The following is a 16,424-nucleotide window of genomic DNA, read 5'->3' on the forward strand; positions in this document are numbered from 1 at the left end:
CCCGGGACCGGTCATTCCGCGGCAGGAGCCTGCTGCTTCTGCGCCTTGACCTGCACCTTTCCGCCTGCCTTTTCGACAGCGGCGACGGCACCAGCCGAAGCACCCGACACTTCAATGGTGACGGCATGATTCAGTTCACCGTCCGCCAGAAGGCGGATGCCGGCGAAACGACCGGAACCAACCAGACCAGCCTTGGTCAGGGCTTCTTCCGTCACGACAGCGTTGGCATCGACCTTGCCTGCCGCGATCGCCTTGTCCAGCACGCCCAGATTCACGATCGCATATTCCTTGCGGAAAATGTTCTTGAATCCACGCTTGGGCAGCCGGCGATAGATCGGCAGCTGGCCGCCTTCAAAACCGTTCAGGGACACACCGGAACGCGCCTTCTGACCCTTCACACCCTTGCCCGACGTCTTGCCCTTGCCAGAGCCGATGCCGCGACCAAGACGCTTCTTGGTATAGCGCGCGCCTTCGTTGTCACGAAGTTCGTTCAGGTTCATCTCAATCCTCCACCTTGATCAGGTGGGACACCTTGCGGATCATACCGCGAACCGAAGGAGTGTCCTCCAGTTCACGCGTACGACCAATCTTGTTCAGGCCGAGGCCAATTAGCGTAGCCTGCTGACCCGGCTTCTGTCCGTTCCCGGAATGCACCTGGGTGACGCGCACTTTTGCCTTGGTATCAGACATCGGCCGTGGCCTCCGTCGTTACCGCAGCCTCACGGCGCCCCAGAATGTCCGAAACCTTCTTGCCACGGCGGTTGGCAACCGAACGCGGGCTGGCGCAACGCTCCAGCGCGGCAAACGTTGCCTTCACCATGTTATGCGGGTTCCGGGTCCCGAGGGACTTCGCCACCACGTCATTGATGCCCAGGCTTTCAAACACTGCGCGCATCGGACCACCGGCAATGATGCCCGTGCCCGCATCAGCGGAGCGCAGAACAACCTTACCCGCGCCGAAGTGACCGGCCACATCGTGATGCAGCGTACGGCCTTCCTTCATGGGAACACGGATCATTGTCCGCTTGGCGCGGTCGGTCGCCTTGCGGATCGCCTCGGGAACTTCACGGGCCTTGCCCGCACCGAACCCGACACGACCCTTCTGGTCACCAACAACAACCAGAGCTGCGAATGCAAAGCGGCGACCGCCCTTTACCACCTTCGCAACACGGTTGATCGTGACCAGCTTGTCGACCAGATCATCGCCTTCGCGGTCGCGATCGCGACCACCCCGGCCGCCTTCTCTCGGTTCACGTGCCATTATGCGTGACCCTTTCGTCAGAACGAGAGACCGCCCTCACGGGCAGCCTCCGCCAGGGCCTTGATACGCCCATGATAGAGATACGCGCCGCGGTCGAAAACGACCTTCGACACACCTGCAGCCACCGCACGCTCCGCCAGAAGCTTGCCGACTGCGCCCGCTGCCTTGACGTCCGTACCACCCTTGAGGGTCGTACGCAGGTCCTTGTCCAGGCTTGACGCTGCGGCGAGGGTCCGGCCAGCAGCATCGTCGATCACCTGCGCGTAGATGTTCTTGCCCGAACGGAACACCGACAGACGCGGACGGCCACCGCTCTTGCGGCGAAGCTGGAAACGCAGGCGCTGACGCCGCCGTTCCCGCAGATCCTTCTGCGTGCTCATTATTTCTTCTTACCTTCCTTGCGACGGATGGTTTCCGTTTCATAACGGACACCCTTGCCCTTGTAGGGCTCGGGCTTGCGGAAGCTGCGGATGTCCAGTGCGACCTGACCAACGCGCTGCTTGTCAATGCCTTCGACCGTGACCGCCGTAGGACGCGGGGTCGTGATCTTGATCCCTTCGGGAATCGCATAGACGATGTCATGCGAATAACCAAGGTTCATGACCAGGTTCTTACCCTGCACCGCGGCACGATAACCTGTCCCGGAGATTTCCAGCGTCTTGGAAAATCCTTCGGACACACCCTTGACCATACCCGCGATCAGGGAACGGGTTGTTCCCCACATCATGCGGGCCTGTGCCTGGGTGTCGACCGGCTTGACGGCAACCTTGCCATCCGCAACATCAACCGAAACGTGGCTGGACAGCGGCAGCTTGAGTTCACCCAGCTTGCCTTTTGCCGTCAGCACACCGTCAGCAATGGAAACCTGAACGCCCGACGGTAATTCGACGGGATATTTGCCCACTCGCGACATTTATCCCTCCTTAGAATACACGACAGAGGACTTCACCGCCAACATTGGCAGCGCGGGCCTCCGCATCGGACAGAACACCGCGCGGCGTCGACAGGATCGACACGCCCAGCCCGGCATACACACGCGGCAGTTCCTTGATCTTGGAATAGACGCGGCGCCCCGGCTTGGACACACGGTGGATTTCTTTAATGACCGGCTCACCATCGAGGTACTTCAGCTCGATGCGCAGCTGGGCCACACCTTTACGCAGTTCCTCGCGGGAGAAACCACGGATATATCCCTCGCGGCGCAGGGCCTCGAGAACACTGGCGCGCAGCTTGGAAGCCGGCGCCACGCATGCAGCATGCCGTGCACGCTGCGCATTGCGGATCCGGGTGAGCAGATCACCCAAAGGATCAGAAAGTGACATCGTTCCCTGCCCTTACCAGCTCGATTTGACCATGCCCGGGATCTGACCATTGGAGGCCAGGTCACGCAGGGCGATACGGCAGAGTTCGAACTTTCTGTAATTGGCGCGGGGACGTCCCGTCCGCTTACAGCGCAGACGCACGCGAACGCGCGAACCATTGCGAGGAAGTTCAGCAAGCTTGAGCGATGCATCAAATCGATCTTCAACCGGCAGAGACCGGTCCATGATGATGTTCTTCAATGCAGTCCGCTTAGCCCGGTCCCGGTTTGCCATGCGCTCGCGCTTGGCATTCCGGTTAACGGCGGAAATTTTGGCCATGCCTTGTTTTACCCTCCGGAACCTGTTGGGCCAGTCCCAACGGTTTTCCAAACAACGTGTGTATTAGGTCTTCTGGACTTCAGACGGAAGCCCTTTCGCTACATTTTTATGCAGCGAAGGGCAGATCAAACGCCTTGAGCAGAGCCTTTGCTTCCGCATCCGTCTTCGCGGTGGTCACGAAGATGATGTCCATGCCACGGATTTCGTCGACTTTGTCGTATTCGATTTCCGGGAAGACAATCTGTTCCTTCAGGCCCATCGCAAAGTTGCCACGCCCGTCGAAACCCTTGTTCGCCGGCAGCCCGCGGAAATCACGCACGCGCGGCAGGGCGATCGTCACGAAACGATCCAGGAACTCGAACATCTGCGCACGACGCAGCGTCACCTTGCACCCGATCGGCAGCCCTTCACGGATCTTGAAACCGGCGATGGCCTTCTTGGCCACGGTCTTGACCGGCTTCTGACCTGCGATCAGGGTCATTTCCTTGACGGCGGCATCCAGCTTCTTCTGGTCACCGGCAGCTTCGCCCACGCCCATGTTCAGGACAATCTTCTCAAGACGCGGAACCTGCATCTCGTTCTTGTACCCGAACTGCTCACGCAGCTTCGCGCGCAGCTCTTCCTGGTAGCGCTTCTGCATGCGCGGCACAGGGCGGGCTTCGTTCACTTCAGACATACCCGCCTCCTCAGCCTTCGATAACTTCGCCGGTCGCCTTGGCGACACGAACCTTACGACCATCTTCCAGGACGCGGAAGCCGACCTTCGTCGGGTCACCGCTCTTGGGATCGATCAGCTTCAGGTTGGACAGGTGAACCGGCATTTCCTTCTGGACAATGCCACCCTGCTCACCCATGCGGGAAGGACGGGTATGACGCTTTGCAATCGCCACGCCGCGCACGACAGCCTTGTTGGCTGCGGGCAGGACTGTAACAACCTCGCCACGGGTCCCCTTGGAACCACCGGTGGTGACCAGAACCTGGTCACCCTTCTTGATACGAGCAGCCATTACAGCACCTCCGGTGCCAGCGAGATGATCTTCATGAACTTGCGCGCACGCAGTTCGCGTACGACCGGGCCAAAGATACGGGTACCAATCGGCTCCTGCTGCTTGTTGATCAGCACGGCCGCATTGCGGTCGAAGCGGATGGCGCTGCCATCGGCGCGACGCACGGGGTAAGAGGTGCGAACGATCACCGCCTGGTGCACATCGCCCTTCTTGACCTTACCGCGGGGAATGGCCTCCTTGACGGACACGACAATCACGTCGCCGACCGAGGCAGTCTTCCGCTTGGAACCGCCCAGCACCTTGATGCACTGCACCTGACGGGCGCCGGAATTGTCGGCCACGTCAAGGTTGGTCTCGGGATGGATCATGGTCTATGCCCTTCTTTACGCCTGCGTACCAGACGTGGCACCGGCGGCAGCCGCAAGCGGCTGACCATTCCGGACAACGACAGTCCAGGTCTTGCGGCGGGAAATCGGCTTGCATTCTTCAATGCGTACCGTGTCGCCCACCTTGCATTCATTCAAGCCGTCATGCGCCGCATACTTTTTCGAGCGACGAATGAACTTCTTATACAACGGATGGATAACGCGACGATCGACAAGAACCGTTACGGTCTTGTCCATCTTGTCGCTGGTTACCCGTCCGGTCAGGACGCGCCTTGGCATCGCCCGTCTCCCTTCAGGACTTTACTGCCGGCGCGTGGCCAGCGGAACTCTTCTTCACAACCTCGGTTGCAACAGTCTTCACACGCGCGATTTCACGACGAACCTCGCGCATGCGGGACTGCCCCTCGGTCTGACCGGTCGCGTGCTGAAACCGAAGATTGAACTGCTCGCGCTTCAGATCGATGAGAAGCGTATCCAGTTCTTCAACAGTCTTGGCACGCAGATCGGCCGGCTTTGTTGCCTTTGCCATCTCACGCCTCTCCGATACGGGTCACGAACTTCGTCTTGATCGGCAGCTTTGCCGCGCCAAGAGCCAGCGCTTCACGCGCGACTTCCGGCGGCACGCCTTCGATCTCGAACAGGATTCGACCCGGCTTCACACGAGCCACCCAATATTCGGGCGACCCCTTGCCGGACCCCATACGCACTTCTGCGGGCTTTGTCGAGACCGGAAGATCAGGGAAAATCCGAATCCAGACACGACCGGCACGTTTCATGGCGCGGGTAATGGCACGACGGGCAGCCTCAATCTGGCGGGCAGTGATCCGTTCAGGCTGCAGCGCCTTCAGGCCAAAAGCCCCAAAATTCAGGGTTGTGCCACCCTTGGCCAACCCATGAATACGCCCCTTGTGGGCCTTGCGGTACTTTGTCCGCTTGGGAGAAAGCATTTTCTAAATCCTCACGCGCCGCCTGGCGCATCTAGGTCCATTGGACCCCGCAATTAGCGCTGCGGGGCCTGTTCGGCGGCGCGACGGTCCTGCGCCAGCGGATCATGGGCAAGAATCTCACCCTTGAAGATCCAGACCTTCACACCACAGGTGCCATAGGTCGTCTTGGCGGTCGCCACACCATAATCAATGTCCGCACGCAGCGTATGCAGCGGCACGCGGCCTTCACGATACCATTCAACGCGTGCGATTTCCGCGCCGCCCAGACGGCCCGAGCAGTTGATCCGGATCCCCTGCGCACCAAGACGCATGGCGGACTGCACGGCGCGCTTCATGGCGCGACGGAAGGCAACACGACGTTCCAGCTGCTGGGCGATGTTTTCGGCCACCAGGGTCGCATCGATTTCCGGCTTGCGGATCTCGACGATATTCAGCGCGACATCGGTCTTGGCCATACGGGCAAGATCCTTGCGCAGCACATCGATGTCCTGGCCCTTCTTGCCAATCACCACACCCGGGCGTGCCGCATAGATGGTCACGCGCGGCTTCTTGGCCGGGCGTTCGATCACCACGCGGGACACGCCGGCACCCGACAGCTTGCGACGCAGGTAGGACCGCAGCTTCAGGTCATCATGCAGCAGACGCGCATAGTCGGCATCAGCATACCAGCGGCTGTCCCATGTCCGGTTAATACCGAGCCGCAGCCCGATCGGATTAACTTTATGTCCCATGGATCAGGCCGCCTTCTTTTCGGTTTCAGCTTCGGGCTTCTTTTCCGCCACGACGATAGTCAGGTGGCTGAAGAACTTCTCGATGCGGGCCGAACGGCCACGACCACGCGCGTGGAAACGACGCATCACGATCGACTTGCCCACCTCTGCACGGGCAACAACCAGCTGGTCAACGTCCAGCTGATGGTTGTTCTCGGCGTTGGCGATCGCACTTTCCAGGGTCTTCTTGACCTGCTGGGCGATACGACGCTTGGAGAATGTGAGGGTGGCGATCGCCTGCGCGGCCGGCTTGTTGCGGATCAGACCCGCAACAAGGTTCAGCTTGCGCGGGCTGATGCGGATGTTCCGCGTCAGCGCCTGCGCCTCGGTTTCCGCGAGCGTGCGCGGATGCTTAGGCTTGCTCATGATCAGCCCCGCTTCGCTTTCTTGTCCGAAGAATGACCCGTGAAGGTACGGGTCGGTGAAAACTCACCGAACTTGTGCCCCACCATATTCTCGGAAACCTGCACCGGCAGGAATTTGTGCCCGTTATAGACGCCGAACGTCAGTCCGACGAACTGCGGCAGGATGGTGGATCGACGCGACCAGATCTTGATCACTTCGTTACGGCCCGACGCGCGCGATGCATCGGCTTTGTTCAGCAGATACCCGTCCACGAACGGGCCCTTCCAGACGGAACGTGCCATCTTAAATGCCCCTTACTTGCCGGTCTTCCGGCGACGGATAATCAGACTGTCCGTACGCTTGTTGACCCTGGTCTTGTAACCCTTAGTCGGCTTGCCCCATGGCGTAACCGGATGACGACCGCCCGAGGTCCGCCCTTCACCACCACCATGCGGGTGATCAACCGGGTTCATGACGACGCCACGGTTATGCGGACGGCGGCCCAGCCAGCGGTTACGGCCGGCCTTGCCCAGATGCTGGTTCATGTTGTCCGGGTTGGACACGGCACCGATGGTGGCCATGCACTCCGCACGGACGACACGCAGTTCACCGGACTGCAGCTTGATCTGGGCATAGCCCACATCCTTGCCGACCAGCTGTGCGTAGGTGCCAGCGGAACGGGCGATCTTGCCACCACCACCGGCCTTAAGCTCGATGTTGTGGATGATCGTTCCCACCGGAACCGCCGACAGGGGCATTGCGTTGCCCGGCTTGATGTCAGCCCGGGCGCCAGCAACGACCTGGTCACCTGCCTTCAGACGCTGCGGTGCGATGATGTAGGCCAGCTCGCCATCTTCATACTTGATGAGAGCGATGAAGGCCGTACGGTTGGGATCGTATTCCAGACGTTCCACCGTGCCGACCACATCGAACTTGCGACGCTTGAAATCGACATAGCGGTAGGACTGCTTGTGTCCGCCACCGATAAAACGCGAGGTGGTGCGACCGTGGTTGTTACGGCCGCCGCTCTTGTTCTTCCCCTCGGTCAGGCCCTTGACGGGCTTGCCTTTCCACAGCTCCTTGCGGTCGATCAGAACCGTTCCGCGCAGGCTGGGGGTAACTGGATTAAAGTGCTTCAATGCCATTTCTTGTCACCCCACGTCAGACCAGCTTCGCGGTCAGGTCAATGGACTGACCTTCTGCAAGCTGGACAAACGCCTTCTTCACATCCGAGCGCTGGCCGGGACGTCCCTTGAAGCGCTTGGCCTTACCCTTCTGGATGAGCGTGTTGACACCCAGAACCTTCACGCCAAACAGCGTTTCGACCGCCACCTTGATTTCCGGCTTCGTCGCGTCGATCGCGACCTTGAAACCGACCTGATTCTTCTCGGACAGGGCCGTGGCCTTTTCCGTGATCAGGGGCGAGCGGATGATGTCGTACATCGCTTCGCGCGACATGCGTTCCGCTTTTTTGCGGATTGCCAGGATGTTGGTCATGCCAGACGCTCCTTCAGTCCCTCCACGCCTGCGCGGGTAATGGCCAGCACATCGTGGTTGAGGATGTCATAGACATTCGCACCGATGGTCGGGAGAATGTCGATCTTCGGAAGGTTGCGCGCGGCACGGCCAAAGTTTTCTTCAACGGCGGCGTCCACGATCAGGGCGGAAGTCCAGCCCAGAACCTTCAGCTTCTTCGCAAGTTCAGCAGACTTGCCCGAGGCGGTCGCGGCATCAAGCACGACCAGCTTCCCTTCGGCAGCCTTCTGCGACAGCGCGGAAATCAGACCCAGACGGCGCACCTTCTTGGGCAGGTCATAGCCATGGTCACGCACGACCGGGCCATGGACCACACCACCTGTGCGGTACTGCGGCGAACGCAGCGAACCCTGACGGGCGCTGCCGGTGCCCTTCTGGCGATACGGCTTCTTGGTCGTGCCGGAGATTTCCCCCATGCCCTTGACCTTATGCTTACCGGCCCGGCGCTTTGCCAGCTGCCAGTGCACCACACGCGCCATAATATCCGTGCGCGGTGTTGCGGCGAAAATCTCGTCGGGAAGGCTGGTCTTGCCTGCGCTTCCGTTATCGAGGGTTTTGATATCGTAATCCATTGCCCTCTATCCTCAGCCCGCAGCCTCAACCAGGGCCGCCGGATACGGCGCCTCGGCATGACGGGCCTTCTTGATCGCATCACGAACGAGAACCGATTCATTCTTTCCACCCGGCACGGAGCCGCGGATCATGATCAGGTTCTTTTCGGCGTCAACAGCCGCAATCTCGAGGTTCAGCGTGGTCACACGCTCGGAACCGAGATGGCCGGCCATCTTCTTGTTCTTGAAAACCTTGCCCGGATCCTGACGGTTACCCGTCGAACCGTGCGAACGGTGACTGATCGAGACACCGTGGGTGGCTTCGAGACCGGCAAAGTTCCAGCGCTTCATCGCGCCGGCAAAACCCTTACCCTTGCTGGTGCCGGTAACGTCCACCTTCTGTCCCACCACAAAGTGGGTAGCGGACAGAGAAGCCCCGACTTCCAGGACGGCATCATCCGCAACGCGGAATTCAGCCAGCTTCTTCTTGGGCTCGACCTTGGCCTTGGCAAAATGGCCGCGGTTCGGCTTCGACACATTTTTGACCTTGGCCTTGCCCGACCCGAGCTGGACGGCAGTGTAGCCATCACGCTCGGTCGTACGGACATCAACCACCTGCAGATCATCAACCTGCAGGACAGTCACCGGCACATGTGTGCCGTCTTCCTTGAACAGCCGGGTCATACCCAGCTTTTTTGCGATCAATCCGGTGCGCATCGTCTGGACCTTAGAGTTTAATCTCGACATCCACGCCAGCGGCGAGGTCGAGTTTCATGAGAGCGTCCACGGTCTGCGGGGTCGGCTCGACAATGTCGAGCAGCCGGCGATGGGTCCGAATTTCGAACTGCTCGCGGCTTTTCTTATCCACGTGGGGGGAGCGGTTCACGGTGAACCGTTCAATATGCGTCGGCAGCGGGATAGGACCCCGAACCCGCGCACCCGTACGCTTCGCCGTGTTGACGATCTCTTTCGTGCTGTTGTCAAGCACCCGATGATCGTACGCCTTCAGGCGAATGCGGATGTTCTGGTTGTCCATCTTTCTGTTTCAGTCCAACTTTACCTGATTCGGGGGAACCCGATCCGCAATGGAAACCCGGCCGGATCGCTCCGACCGGGATCCCACACTTCAGTTACTGTCCAATCACGCAGTGATGGAAGCAACAACACCTGCACCAACGGTGCGGCCACCTTCGCGGATAGCGAAGCGCAGGCCTTCATCCATGGCGATCGGAGCAATCAGCTCCACATCCATGGCGACGTTATCGCCAGGCATGACCATTTCCGTGCCTTCCGGCAGGTGAACAACGCCGGTGACGTCGGTCGTGCGGAAATAGAACTGCGGACGATAGTTGGTGAAGAACGGCGTGTGACGGCCACCCTCTTCCTTCGTCAGGATGTAGGCTTCTGCCTTGAACTTGGTGTGCGGGGTGATGGAACCCGGCTTTGCCAGCACCTGGCCACGCTCAACGTCTTCACGCTTCGTGCCACGCAGCAGCGCACCGATGTTGTCACCGGCTTCACCGCGGTCAAGCAGCTTGCGGAACATTTCAACGCCGGTCACGGTCGTCTTCTGCGTCGGACGCAGACCAACGATCTCGATTTCGTCACCAACGTTCACGGCGCCACGCTCGACACGGCCCGTCACCACGGTGCCACGACCGGAGATGGAGAACACGTCTTCGATCGGCATCAGGAACGGACGGTCGATCGGACGCTCCGGCTGCGGAATGTAGTCGTCAACAGCGTTCATCAGGTCGAGAACGCGCTTTTCGCCAACTTCCGGATCACCGTCTTCCAGCGTCACCAGGGCCGAACCCTTGATGATGGGGATATCGTCGCCCGGGAACTGGTAAGCGGACAGCAGCTCACGCACTTCCATTTCGACGAGTTCCAGCAGTTCCGGATCGTCAACCTGGTCAACCTTGTTCAGGAACACGACCAGGGCCGGCACGCCAACCTGACGGGCAAGCAGGATGTGCTCACGCGTCTGCGGCATCGGGCCGTCAGCAGCGGACACAACCAGGATCGCGCCGTCCATCTGCGCCGCACCGGTGATCATGTTCTTCACATAGTCGGCGTGACCGGGGCAGTCGACGTGTGCGTAGTGACGCTTCGCGGTCTCGTACTCGACGTGAGCGGTCGAGATGGTGATGCCACGGGCGCGCTCTTCCGGCGCGGCGTCGATCATGTCGTACGCCTTGAATTCCGCACCACCGGCCTTTGCCAGCGTCTTGGTGATAGCAGCGGTCAGAGAGGTCTTGCCGTGATCGACGTGACCAATCGTACCGATGTTACAGTGCGGCTTATTCCGCTCAAATTTAGCCTTTGCCATCGTTTTCTCCGTTAACTCAGCCTCGTGCTGAGAGTCGGGTTGGAAAGTTCCGTTTCGGAAGCCGGGCCGGTAGATATACCGGACAGACCGCCTTTACCAGCGGTAATGACTGAATGCCTTGTTGGCTTCGGCCATGCGGTGCGTGTCTTCGCGCTTCTTGACCGCTGCGCCACGATTGTTGACGGCATCAAGAAGTTCGTTCGACAGACGATCCTGCATGGTGTTCTCGCCCCGCTTGCGCGACGCGTCGATCAGCCAGCGGATTGCCAGCGCCTGACGGCGCTCGGCCCGGACTTCGACCGGAACCTGATAGGTGGCGCCACCAACACGGCGGGAACGCACCTCGACAGCCGGCTTGACGTTGTCCAGCGCGCTGTGGAACATGACCACAGGGTCCGCAGCCGCGCCACCACGGCGACGCAGCACCTCAAGGGCGCCATAGACGATCCCTTCGGCGGTGGACTTCTTGCCGTCGTACATCAGGGCGTTCATGAAACGCGTAATGACGACATCACCAAATTTCGGATCGGGGAGAATCTCGCGCTTTACTGCGCGATGACGGCGACTCATGCCTCGTTATTCCTTTTACTTAGGACGCTTCGCGCCATAGAGCGAGCGACGCTGACGACGCTTGGCGATACCCTGGGTGTCCAGAACGCCGCGCAGGATGTGATAACGCACGCCAGGAAGATCCTTAACGCGACCACCACGGATCAGGACAACACTATGTTCCTGGAGGTTATGCCCCTCACCTGGAATATAGCTCACAACCTCATAACCGTTGGTCAGGCGTACTTTCGCCACCTTACGCAGAGCCGAGTTCGGCTTCTTTGGTGTGACTGTGTAAACACGAGTACAAACGCCACGCTTCTGCGGACAGCCCTGCAGAGCAGGAACCTTGTTGCGTTTGGCTGCGGGCTCGCGACCTTTCGCGATCAACTGGTTGATGGTCGGCATACGCCTTTCCCGATCCTTACAAAATTCGGCCGGCCAACCCCATATCTGGTTGCCGACTGTCGTTCACAACAAAACCCCAACGAATGACAACCATCCGTTCGGGCATCATATTTACATCCGGCCTGGGCAGCCCGATTCCCGGACTGCGGCACCGCATGTCTGCATGCTGCATTCGACGGCCAACGACGTCTTTCAGACAGGGCTAGCCGAGGGCGCGTTACCTACGGGCAAACTGACCAAAAGTCAAGCCTTGCGCAGGATTCGCTAGCAGTCCGACAGAGCGACTCTGTTCCATCGGACTCGGAGCACCGCTCCGTCAGGCCGCTGATACCGCCTGAATCGGATGGTGACAATAGTGCAGCACCGAATCATGCCAGATACCGACCTGCGGTATCTGGCATTTCACTCGTATTGTTATTCGGCGGCCTTGGTGGTGGCCACCGCAGCGCGGGCCTGGGCCAGACGCTGCTTGTCTTCACCCGCTGCAACGGCACGGAGCTTGTTCATCACACTGCCCGTCCCTGCCGGGATCAGGCGGCCGACAATCACGTTCTCCTTCAGGCCGTTCAGCGTATCCTTCTTACCCGCCGTGGCAGCCTCTGTCAGGACACGTGTGGTCTCCTGGAAGGATGCGGCGGAGATGAAGGACTGCGTCTGCAGCGACGCCTTCGTGATGCCCTGCAGCACAGGCATGGCAACAGCAGGGCGTTCGCCCATGTTCAGGCGCTTCGTGTTCTCTTCCTCGAACTCGATACGGTCCACCGTCTCACCGATCAGGTAGGTCGTATCACCCGGCTCAAGGATTTCCACCTTCTGCAGCATCTGGCGCACGATGACTTCAATGTGCTTGTCATTGATCTTCACGCCCTGCAGTCGGTAGACGTCCTGAATCTCGTTGACGAGATAGTCGGACAGCGCCTCGACACCCAGAACCTTCAGAATGTCATGCGGCACGCGCGGACCATCGACCAGCGGATCGCCAACCTGGACAAAGTCGCCTTCCTGAACGGAAACGTGCTTGCCCTTGGGGATCAGGTAATCCGTCTCCTCGCCCGTCTCGTCGTTCTTCACGATGACACGGCGCTTGGACTTGTAGTCCTTGCCGAATTCCACACGCCCCTCGGTTTCCGAGATGATGGCATGGTCCTTCGGACGACGCGCCTCGAACAGTTCGGCCACGCGCGGCAGACCACCGGTAATATCACGCGTCTTGGACCCTTCACGCGGAATACGGGCCAGCACGTCACCTGCATTGACCTGTGCGCCGTTCTCGACCGACAGCAGTGAGTCAGGCGACAGGAAGTAGCGGGCGTCGTTACCGTTGGCCAGCTTCACGACATCGCCATTGGCATCCTTCAGCTGCAGGCGCGGACGAAGGTCGATCCCCTTGGAAGCCTGCTTGTAGTCCACGACCACCTTGGATGTCAGGCCGGTCACCTCATCCATCCGCTCCACCAGGGTGATGGAGTCGATCAGGTCGAGGTATTCAACCTTACCGGGCTGCTCGGTGATGATCGGCAGGGTATACGGATCCCACTCGGCCATTTTCTGGCCGCGCGTGACCGCCGCTCCGTCTTCCACCAGCAGGCGCGCACCATAGGGCACACGGTAACGGGCGCGTTCGGTGCCACGATCATCCGTCAGCAGGATTTCGCAGTTACGCGACATGACGATGGGCACGTTCTGACTGTTATGCACGACGTTCTTGTTACGGATCGTCACCTTGCCGTCACGCGAGGCCTCGACCATCGACTGCTCGGCGCCACGCTGCGCTGCGCCACCGATATGGAAGGTACGCATGGTCAGCTGGGTGCCCGGCTCACCGATAGACTGCGCGGCGATGACACCCACGGCTTCACCGATATTGACCGGCGTGCCACGTGCAAGGTCACGGCCATAGCAGTAACCACATACGCCCACGCGGCTGTCACAGGTCAGCACGGAGCGGATCAGCAGGCTTTCGACACCCGCCTTCTCGATCTGCTCCGCCTGGGCTTCCTCGATCAGCGTGTTGCGCGGGAACAGCACCTTGCCGGTTGCCGGATCCAGCACGTCAGCCGCCAGCGTACGACCCAGCATACGCTCGGACAGGGAGGCAACGACTTCGCCGCCATCCATGACCGCACGGACCGTCAGGCCCCGTTCGGTGCCGCAATCTTCCTCGACAATGATGCTGTCCTGCGCCACATCGACCAGACGGCGGGTCAGGTAACCCGAGTTCGCGGTCTTCAGCGCGGTATCGGCCAGGCCCTTACGCGCACCATGGCTGGACGTGAAGTAATCGAGAACCGACAGACCTTCCTTGAAGTTGGCGATGATCGGCTGTTCGATGATCTCACCCGACGGCTTGGCCATCAGGCCACGCATGCCGGCCAGCTGCTTCATCTGAGCTGGCGACCCACGGGCACCGGAGTGGCTCATCATCCACACCGAATTGGTCGGCTTGCCGATTTCCTGCTTGGAGATCTCCTTCATCATCGCGGCCTGCACTTCATCCGTGCAGCGCGACCATGCATCGACCACCTTGTTATAGCGCTCGCCTGCGGTGATCAGACCGTCCTGATACTGCTGCTCGAACTCCTTCACCTCGGCGGCGGTGCGATCGACCAGTTCCTTCTTCTCGGTAGGGACGATCATGTCGTCCTTGCCGAAGGAAATGCCCGACTTCGCCGCATGGCGGAACCCGAGGCCCATCAGGCGGTCACAGAAGATCACGCATTCCTTCTGGCCGCAGTGACGGTAGACCGCATCGATGACGTCCGACACGATCTTCTTGGTCAGCTGGCGGTTGATCAGCGAGAACGGCAGCGCCGCATTGCGCGGCAGGATCTGGGCCACGAGCATGCGACCCGGCGTGGTCACGACGGTCTCGCGTGTAACCTTGCCCTCGGCATCGACATTCTCGATCCGCGCGCGGATCTTGTCATGCAGCTTCACGGCGCCCGTGCTGAGCGCATATTCCACTTCGCCAACGCTGGAGAAGGACGGCGCGCCCGCAACCGTCACCTGCCCCTTGTCATCATAGCTGTTCTGGTCAGGCGTCGCACGGAATTCCGGCGTCTCGAGGCTGAGGTAGTACAGCCCCAGCACGATATCCTGTGACGGCACAATGATGGGCTTGCCGTTGGCGGGGCTGAGGATGTTGTTGGTGGACATCATCAGCACGCGCGCTTCCAGCTGGGCTTCGAGGCTCAGCGGGACGTGTACGGCCATCTGGTCACCGTCAAAGTCCGCGTTGAAGGCGGTGCAGACCAGCGGGTGCAGCTGGATCGCCTTGCCTTCGATCAGCACCGGTTCGAACGCCTGGATACCCAGACGGTGCAGCGTCGGCGCGCGGTTGAGCATGACGGGATGTTCACGGATCACTTCTTCAAGGATATCCCAGACCTCGGGACGTTCCTTTTCCACCATCCGCTTCGCGGCCTTGATGGTGGTGGCGTGACCGTATTTTTCCAGCTTGGAGTAGATGAACGGCTTGAACAACTCCAGCGCCATCTTCTTGGGCAGACCACACTGGTGCAGCTTCAGTTCCGGCCCGACCACGATGACCGAACGGCCGGAATAGTCGACGCGCTTGCCCAGCAGGTTCTGACGGAAGCGACCCTGCTTGCCCTTCAGCATGTCGGACAGCGACTTCAGCGGACGCTTGTTCGCACCGGTAATGGCGCGCCCACGGCGGCCGTTGTCAAACAGCGCATCGACCGATTCCTGCAGCATGCGCTTTTCGTTACGGACAATGATGTCCGGCGCACGCAGTTCGATCAGCCGCTTGAGACGGTTGTTACGGTTGATGACGCGACGGTACAGGTCATTCAGGTCCGATGTCGCGAACCGGCCACCATCCAGCGGCACCAGCGGGCGCAGTTCAGGCGGAATGACCGGCACCAGGTCCAGGATCATCCATTCCGGGCGCGATTCACTGTCGGCAAAGGCCTCGACCAGCTTCAGGCGCTTGACCAGCTTCTTGCGCTTGGCCTCGGACGTGGTGTCCTTCAGTTCCTGGCGCAGTTCTTCCTTTTCGACCTTGCAGTCGATGCGTTCCAGGATCTTCTTGATCGCTTCCGCGCCGATCCCGACCTCGATCCCCTCGTCGCCATGCTCATCCATGACATCAAGGTACTGGTCTTCCGTCAGCAGGCTGTACTGCTTGAGCGGCGACGTGCCGGGTTCCAGAACCACGTAGCTTTCGAAATACAGGATCTTTTCCAGATCCTTCAGCGTCATGTCGACCATCAGGCCGATACGGCTGGGCAGCGACTTGAGGAACCAGATATGGGCAACGGGGCTGGCGAGTTCGATATGGCCCATGCGCTCGCGCCGGACTTTTGCCAGCGTCACTTCAACGCCGCACTTTTCGCAGATGATACCGCGGAATTTCATCCGCTTGTACTTGCCGCACAGACATTCGTAATCCTTGATCGGACCGAATATCCGCGCGCAGAACAGGCCATCACGTTCCGGCTTGAATGTCCGGTAGTTGATGGTCTCGGGCTTCTTGATCTCGCCGTACGACCAGGAACGGATCTGCTCGGCCGAAGCCAGCTGGATCTTGATCTGATCGAAGGTCATGGCCTGGCCGCCCTGACCAAGGATCTTCATGAGTTCATTCATGCGCCGCAAACCCCCTGAGGGAATGAAGCGGAAGCAGCCGCGTTACCTGCTCCCACTCCTGAAAGAAAAATGTATGGACCG

At 60.1% G+C, this 16,424-nt stretch carries 25 protein-coding genes; all 25 read right to left on the reverse strand.

Annotated elements, in window-relative coordinates; all coding sequences use genetic code 11:
• Positions 1-11: 11 nt before the first annotated feature.
• The gene (rplO, locus tag CFR80_RS06820) at positions 12-500 is read right to left on the reverse strand and encodes a 50S ribosomal protein L15 (RefSeq protein ID WP_010513072.1); all 489 of its coding nucleotides are present in this window, start codon (positions 498-500) and stop codon (positions 12-14) included.
• Position 501: 1 nt separating this feature from the next.
• Positions 502-690 carry a 50S ribosomal protein L30 gene (gene rpmD, locus CFR80_RS06825; protein ID WP_010506714.1) on the reverse strand — a complete coding sequence of 63 codons (189 nt, stop codon included), beginning with the start codon at positions 688-690 and terminating at the stop codon, positions 502-504.
• A complete protein-coding gene (gene rpsE, locus CFR80_RS06830) occupies positions 683-1,261 on the reverse strand; it encodes a 30S ribosomal protein S5 (protein ID WP_010513074.1) in 579 nt (192 codons plus the stop codon). Before rpsE ends, rpmD begins: the two co-directional genes overlap by 8 nt.
• Before the next feature lie 17 nt (positions 1,262-1,278).
• On the reverse strand, positions 1,279-1,641 hold the full coding sequence (gene rplR / locus CFR80_RS06835) for a 50S ribosomal protein L18 (RefSeq protein ID WP_025439063.1): 363 nt from the start codon (positions 1,639-1,641) through the stop codon (positions 1,279-1,281).
• Complete coding sequence (rplF, locus tag CFR80_RS06840) at positions 1,641-2,174, reverse strand: 50S ribosomal protein L6 (protein ID WP_010513076.1); 534 nt, start codon at positions 2,172-2,174, stop codon at positions 1,641-1,643. Before rplF ends, rplR begins: the two co-directional genes overlap by 1 nt.
• A 10-nt stretch (positions 2,175-2,184) precedes the next feature.
• On the reverse strand, positions 2,185-2,583 hold the full coding sequence (gene rpsH, locus CFR80_RS06845) for a 30S ribosomal protein S8 (RefSeq protein WP_010506719.1): 399 nt from the start codon (positions 2,581-2,583) through the stop codon (positions 2,185-2,187).
• 12 nt (positions 2,584-2,595) lie between these two features.
• Entirely contained in the window at positions 2,596-2,901 is a 306-nt protein-coding gene (gene rpsN, locus CFR80_RS06850; protein ID WP_010513077.1) for a 30S ribosomal protein S14, read from the reverse strand.
• 106 nt (positions 2,902-3,007) lie between these two features.
• The gene (gene rplE, locus CFR80_RS06855; RefSeq protein ID WP_010513078.1) at positions 3,008-3,577 is read right to left on the reverse strand and encodes a 50S ribosomal protein L5; all 570 of its coding nucleotides are present in this window, start codon (positions 3,575-3,577) and stop codon (positions 3,008-3,010) included.
• Between the two features lie 10 nt (positions 3,578-3,587).
• Positions 3,588-3,908, reverse strand: a complete 321-nt coding sequence (gene rplX, locus CFR80_RS06860) for a 50S ribosomal protein L24 (protein WP_010506725.1) — start codon at positions 3,906-3,908, stop codon at positions 3,588-3,590.
• The gene (rplN, locus tag CFR80_RS06865; RefSeq protein WP_007399629.1) at positions 3,908-4,276 is read right to left on the reverse strand and encodes a 50S ribosomal protein L14; all 369 of its coding nucleotides are present in this window, start codon (positions 4,274-4,276) and stop codon (positions 3,908-3,910) included. The genes rplX and rplN overlap by 1 nt, the downstream gene beginning before the upstream one ends.
• Before the next feature lie 15 nt (positions 4,277-4,291).
• Positions 4,292-4,573 carry a 30S ribosomal protein S17 gene (gene rpsQ, locus CFR80_RS06870; RefSeq protein ID WP_010513080.1) on the reverse strand — a complete coding sequence of 94 codons (282 nt, stop codon included), beginning with the start codon at positions 4,571-4,573 and terminating at the stop codon, positions 4,292-4,294.
• A 13-nt stretch (positions 4,574-4,586) separates the two neighbouring features.
• Entirely contained in the window at positions 4,587-4,823 is a 237-nt protein-coding gene (gene rpmC, locus CFR80_RS06875; protein ID WP_010513081.1) for a 50S ribosomal protein L29, read from the reverse strand.
• 1 nt (position 4,824) lies between these two features.
• A complete protein-coding gene (rplP, locus tag CFR80_RS06880) occupies positions 4,825-5,241 on the reverse strand; it encodes a 50S ribosomal protein L16 (RefSeq protein WP_007399626.1) in 417 nt (138 codons plus the stop codon).
• 53 nt (positions 5,242-5,294) lie between these two features.
• Positions 5,295-5,972 carry a 30S ribosomal protein S3 gene (gene rpsC, locus CFR80_RS06885; protein ID WP_010506729.1) on the reverse strand — a complete coding sequence of 226 codons (678 nt, stop codon included), beginning with the start codon at positions 5,970-5,972 and terminating at the stop codon, positions 5,295-5,297.
• 3 nt (positions 5,973-5,975) lie between these two features.
• On the reverse strand, positions 5,976-6,377 hold the full coding sequence (gene rplV / locus CFR80_RS06890; RefSeq protein WP_007399624.1) for a 50S ribosomal protein L22: 402 nt from the start codon (positions 6,375-6,377) through the stop codon (positions 5,976-5,978).
• A gap of 2 nt (positions 6,378-6,379) precedes the next feature.
• The gene (gene rpsS, locus CFR80_RS06895) at positions 6,380-6,658 is read right to left on the reverse strand and encodes a 30S ribosomal protein S19 (protein WP_007399623.1); all 279 of its coding nucleotides are present in this window, start codon (positions 6,656-6,658) and stop codon (positions 6,380-6,382) included.
• A gap of 12 nt (positions 6,659-6,670) precedes the next feature.
• Positions 6,671-7,501 carry a 50S ribosomal protein L2 gene (rplB, locus tag CFR80_RS06900; protein ID WP_010513082.1) on the reverse strand — a complete coding sequence of 277 codons (831 nt, stop codon included), beginning with the start codon at positions 7,499-7,501 and terminating at the stop codon, positions 6,671-6,673.
• Between the two features lie 16 nt (positions 7,502-7,517).
• A complete protein-coding gene (locus tag CFR80_RS06905) occupies positions 7,518-7,814 on the reverse strand; it encodes a 50S ribosomal protein L23 (RefSeq protein WP_010513083.1) in 297 nt (98 codons plus the stop codon).
• Between the two features lie 35 nt (positions 7,815-7,849).
• A complete protein-coding gene (rplD, locus tag CFR80_RS06910; RefSeq protein WP_010513084.1) occupies positions 7,850-8,464 on the reverse strand; it encodes a 50S ribosomal protein L4 in 615 nt (204 codons plus the stop codon).
• A 12-nt stretch (positions 8,465-8,476) separates the two neighbouring features.
• A complete protein-coding gene (rplC, locus tag CFR80_RS06915) occupies positions 8,477-9,160 on the reverse strand; it encodes a 50S ribosomal protein L3 (protein WP_029329235.1) in 684 nt (227 codons plus the stop codon).
• A 10-nt stretch (positions 9,161-9,170) separates the two neighbouring features.
• The gene (gene rpsJ / locus CFR80_RS06920) at positions 9,171-9,479 is read right to left on the reverse strand and encodes a 30S ribosomal protein S10 (protein ID WP_007282720.1); all 309 of its coding nucleotides are present in this window, start codon (positions 9,477-9,479) and stop codon (positions 9,171-9,173) included.
• A 105-nt stretch (positions 9,480-9,584) separates the two neighbouring features.
• A complete protein-coding gene (gene tuf, locus CFR80_RS06925; protein WP_010513087.1) occupies positions 9,585-10,775 on the reverse strand; it encodes an elongation factor Tu in 1,191 nt (396 codons plus the stop codon).
• Between the two features lie 93 nt (positions 10,776-10,868).
• Entirely contained in the window at positions 10,869-11,345 is a 477-nt protein-coding gene (gene rpsG / locus CFR80_RS06930; protein WP_007399617.1) for a 30S ribosomal protein S7, read from the reverse strand.
• A 15-nt stretch (positions 11,346-11,360) separates the two neighbouring features.
• On the reverse strand, positions 11,361-11,732 hold the full coding sequence (gene rpsL / locus CFR80_RS06935; RefSeq protein ID WP_023979007.1) for a 30S ribosomal protein S12: 372 nt from the start codon (positions 11,730-11,732) through the stop codon (positions 11,361-11,363).
• A 414-nt stretch (positions 11,733-12,146) separates the two neighbouring features.
• Positions 12,147-16,343, reverse strand: coding sequence for a DNA-directed RNA polymerase subunit beta' (rpoC, locus tag CFR80_RS06940; RefSeq protein WP_029329236.1), 4,197 nt, complete (start codon positions 16,341-16,343; stop codon positions 12,147-12,149).
• Positions 16,344-16,424: the final 81 nt, after the last annotated feature.

The sequence above is a fragment of the Komagataeibacter oboediens genome (assembly GCF_003207815.1).
GTDB lineage: Bacteria > Pseudomonadota > Alphaproteobacteria > Acetobacterales > Acetobacteraceae > Komagataeibacter > Komagataeibacter oboediens.

What these genes read in the sequence shown, in the direction of transcription:
- rplO (WP_010513072.1), bottom strand. Translation starts at nt 500, where the DNA reads ATGAACCTGAACGAACTTCGTGACAACGAAGGCGCGCGCTATACCAAG.
- rpmD (WP_010506714.1), bottom strand. Translation starts at nt 690, where the DNA reads ATGTCTGATACCAAGGCAAAAGTGCGCGTCACCCAGGTGCATTCCGGG.
- rpsE (WP_010513074.1), bottom strand. Translation starts at nt 1,261, where the DNA reads ATGGCACGTGAACCGAGAGAAGGCGGCCGGGGTGGTCGCGATCGCGAC.
- rplR (WP_025439063.1), bottom strand. Translation starts at nt 1,641, where the DNA reads ATGAGCACGCAGAAGGATCTGCGGGAACGGCGGCGTCAGCGCCTGCGT.
- rplF (WP_010513076.1), bottom strand. Translation starts at nt 2,174, where the DNA reads ATGTCGCGAGTGGGCAAATATCCCGTCGAATTACCGTCGGGCGTTCAG.
- rpsH (WP_010506719.1), bottom strand. Translation starts at nt 2,583, where the DNA reads ATGTCACTTTCTGATCCTTTGGGTGATCTGCTCACCCGGATCCGCAAT.
- rpsN (WP_010513077.1), bottom strand. Translation starts at nt 2,901, where the DNA reads ATGGCCAAAATTTCCGCCGTTAACCGGAATGCCAAGCGCGAGCGCATG.
- rplE (WP_010513078.1), bottom strand. Translation starts at nt 3,577, where the DNA reads ATGTCTGAAGTGAACGAAGCCCGCCCTGTGCCGCGCATGCAGAAGCGC.
- rplX (WP_010506725.1), bottom strand. Translation starts at nt 3,908, where the DNA reads ATGGCTGCTCGTATCAAGAAGGGTGACCAGGTTCTGGTCACCACCGGT.
- rplN (WP_007399629.1), bottom strand. Translation starts at nt 4,276, where the DNA reads ATGATCCATCCCGAGACCAACCTTGACGTGGCCGACAATTCCGGCGCC.
- rpsQ (WP_010513080.1), bottom strand. Translation starts at nt 4,573, where the DNA reads ATGCCAAGGCGCGTCCTGACCGGACGGGTAACCAGCGACAAGATGGAC.
- rpmC (WP_010513081.1), bottom strand. Translation starts at nt 4,823, where the DNA reads ATGGCAAAGGCAACAAAGCCGGCCGATCTGCGTGCCAAGACTGTTGAA.
- rplP (WP_007399626.1), bottom strand. Translation starts at nt 5,241, where the DNA reads ATGCTTTCTCCCAAGCGGACAAAGTACCGCAAGGCCCACAAGGGGCGT.
- rpsC (WP_010506729.1), bottom strand. Translation starts at nt 5,972, where the DNA reads ATGGGACATAAAGTTAATCCGATCGGGCTGCGGCTCGGTATTAACCGG.
- rplV (WP_007399624.1), bottom strand. Translation starts at nt 6,377, where the DNA reads ATGAGCAAGCCTAAGCATCCGCGCACGCTCGCGGAAACCGAGGCGCAG.
- rpsS (WP_007399623.1), bottom strand. Translation starts at nt 6,658, where the DNA reads ATGGCACGTTCCGTCTGGAAGGGCCCGTTCGTGGACGGGTATCTGCTG.
- rplB (WP_010513082.1), bottom strand. Translation starts at nt 7,501, where the DNA reads ATGGCATTGAAGCACTTTAATCCAGTTACCCCCAGCCTGCGCGGAACG.
- CFR80_RS06905 (WP_010513083.1), bottom strand. Translation starts at nt 7,814, where the DNA reads ATGTCGCGCGAAGCGATGTACGACATCATCCGCTCGCCCCTGATCACG.
- rplD (WP_010513084.1), bottom strand. Translation starts at nt 8,464, where the DNA reads ATGGATTACGATATCAAAACCCTCGATAACGGAAGCGCAGGCAAGACC.
- rplC (WP_029329235.1), bottom strand. Translation starts at nt 9,160, where the DNA reads ATGCGCACCGGATTGATCGCAAAAAAGCTGGGTATGACCCGGCTGTTC.
- rpsJ (WP_007282720.1), bottom strand. Translation starts at nt 9,479, where the DNA reads ATGGACAACCAGAACATCCGCATTCGCCTGAAGGCGTACGATCATCGG.
- tuf (WP_010513087.1), bottom strand. Translation starts at nt 10,775, where the DNA reads ATGGCAAAGGCTAAATTTGAGCGGAATAAGCCGCACTGTAACATCGGT.
- rpsG (WP_007399617.1), bottom strand. Translation starts at nt 11,345, where the DNA reads ATGAGTCGCCGTCATCGCGCAGTAAAGCGCGAGATTCTCCCCGATCCG.
- rpsL (WP_023979007.1), bottom strand. Translation starts at nt 11,732, where the DNA reads ATGCCGACCATCAACCAGTTGATCGCGAAAGGTCGCGAGCCCGCAGCC.
- rpoC (WP_029329236.1), bottom strand. Translation starts at nt 16,343, where the DNA reads ATGAATGAACTCATGAAGATCCTTGGTCAGGGCGGCCAGGCCATGACC.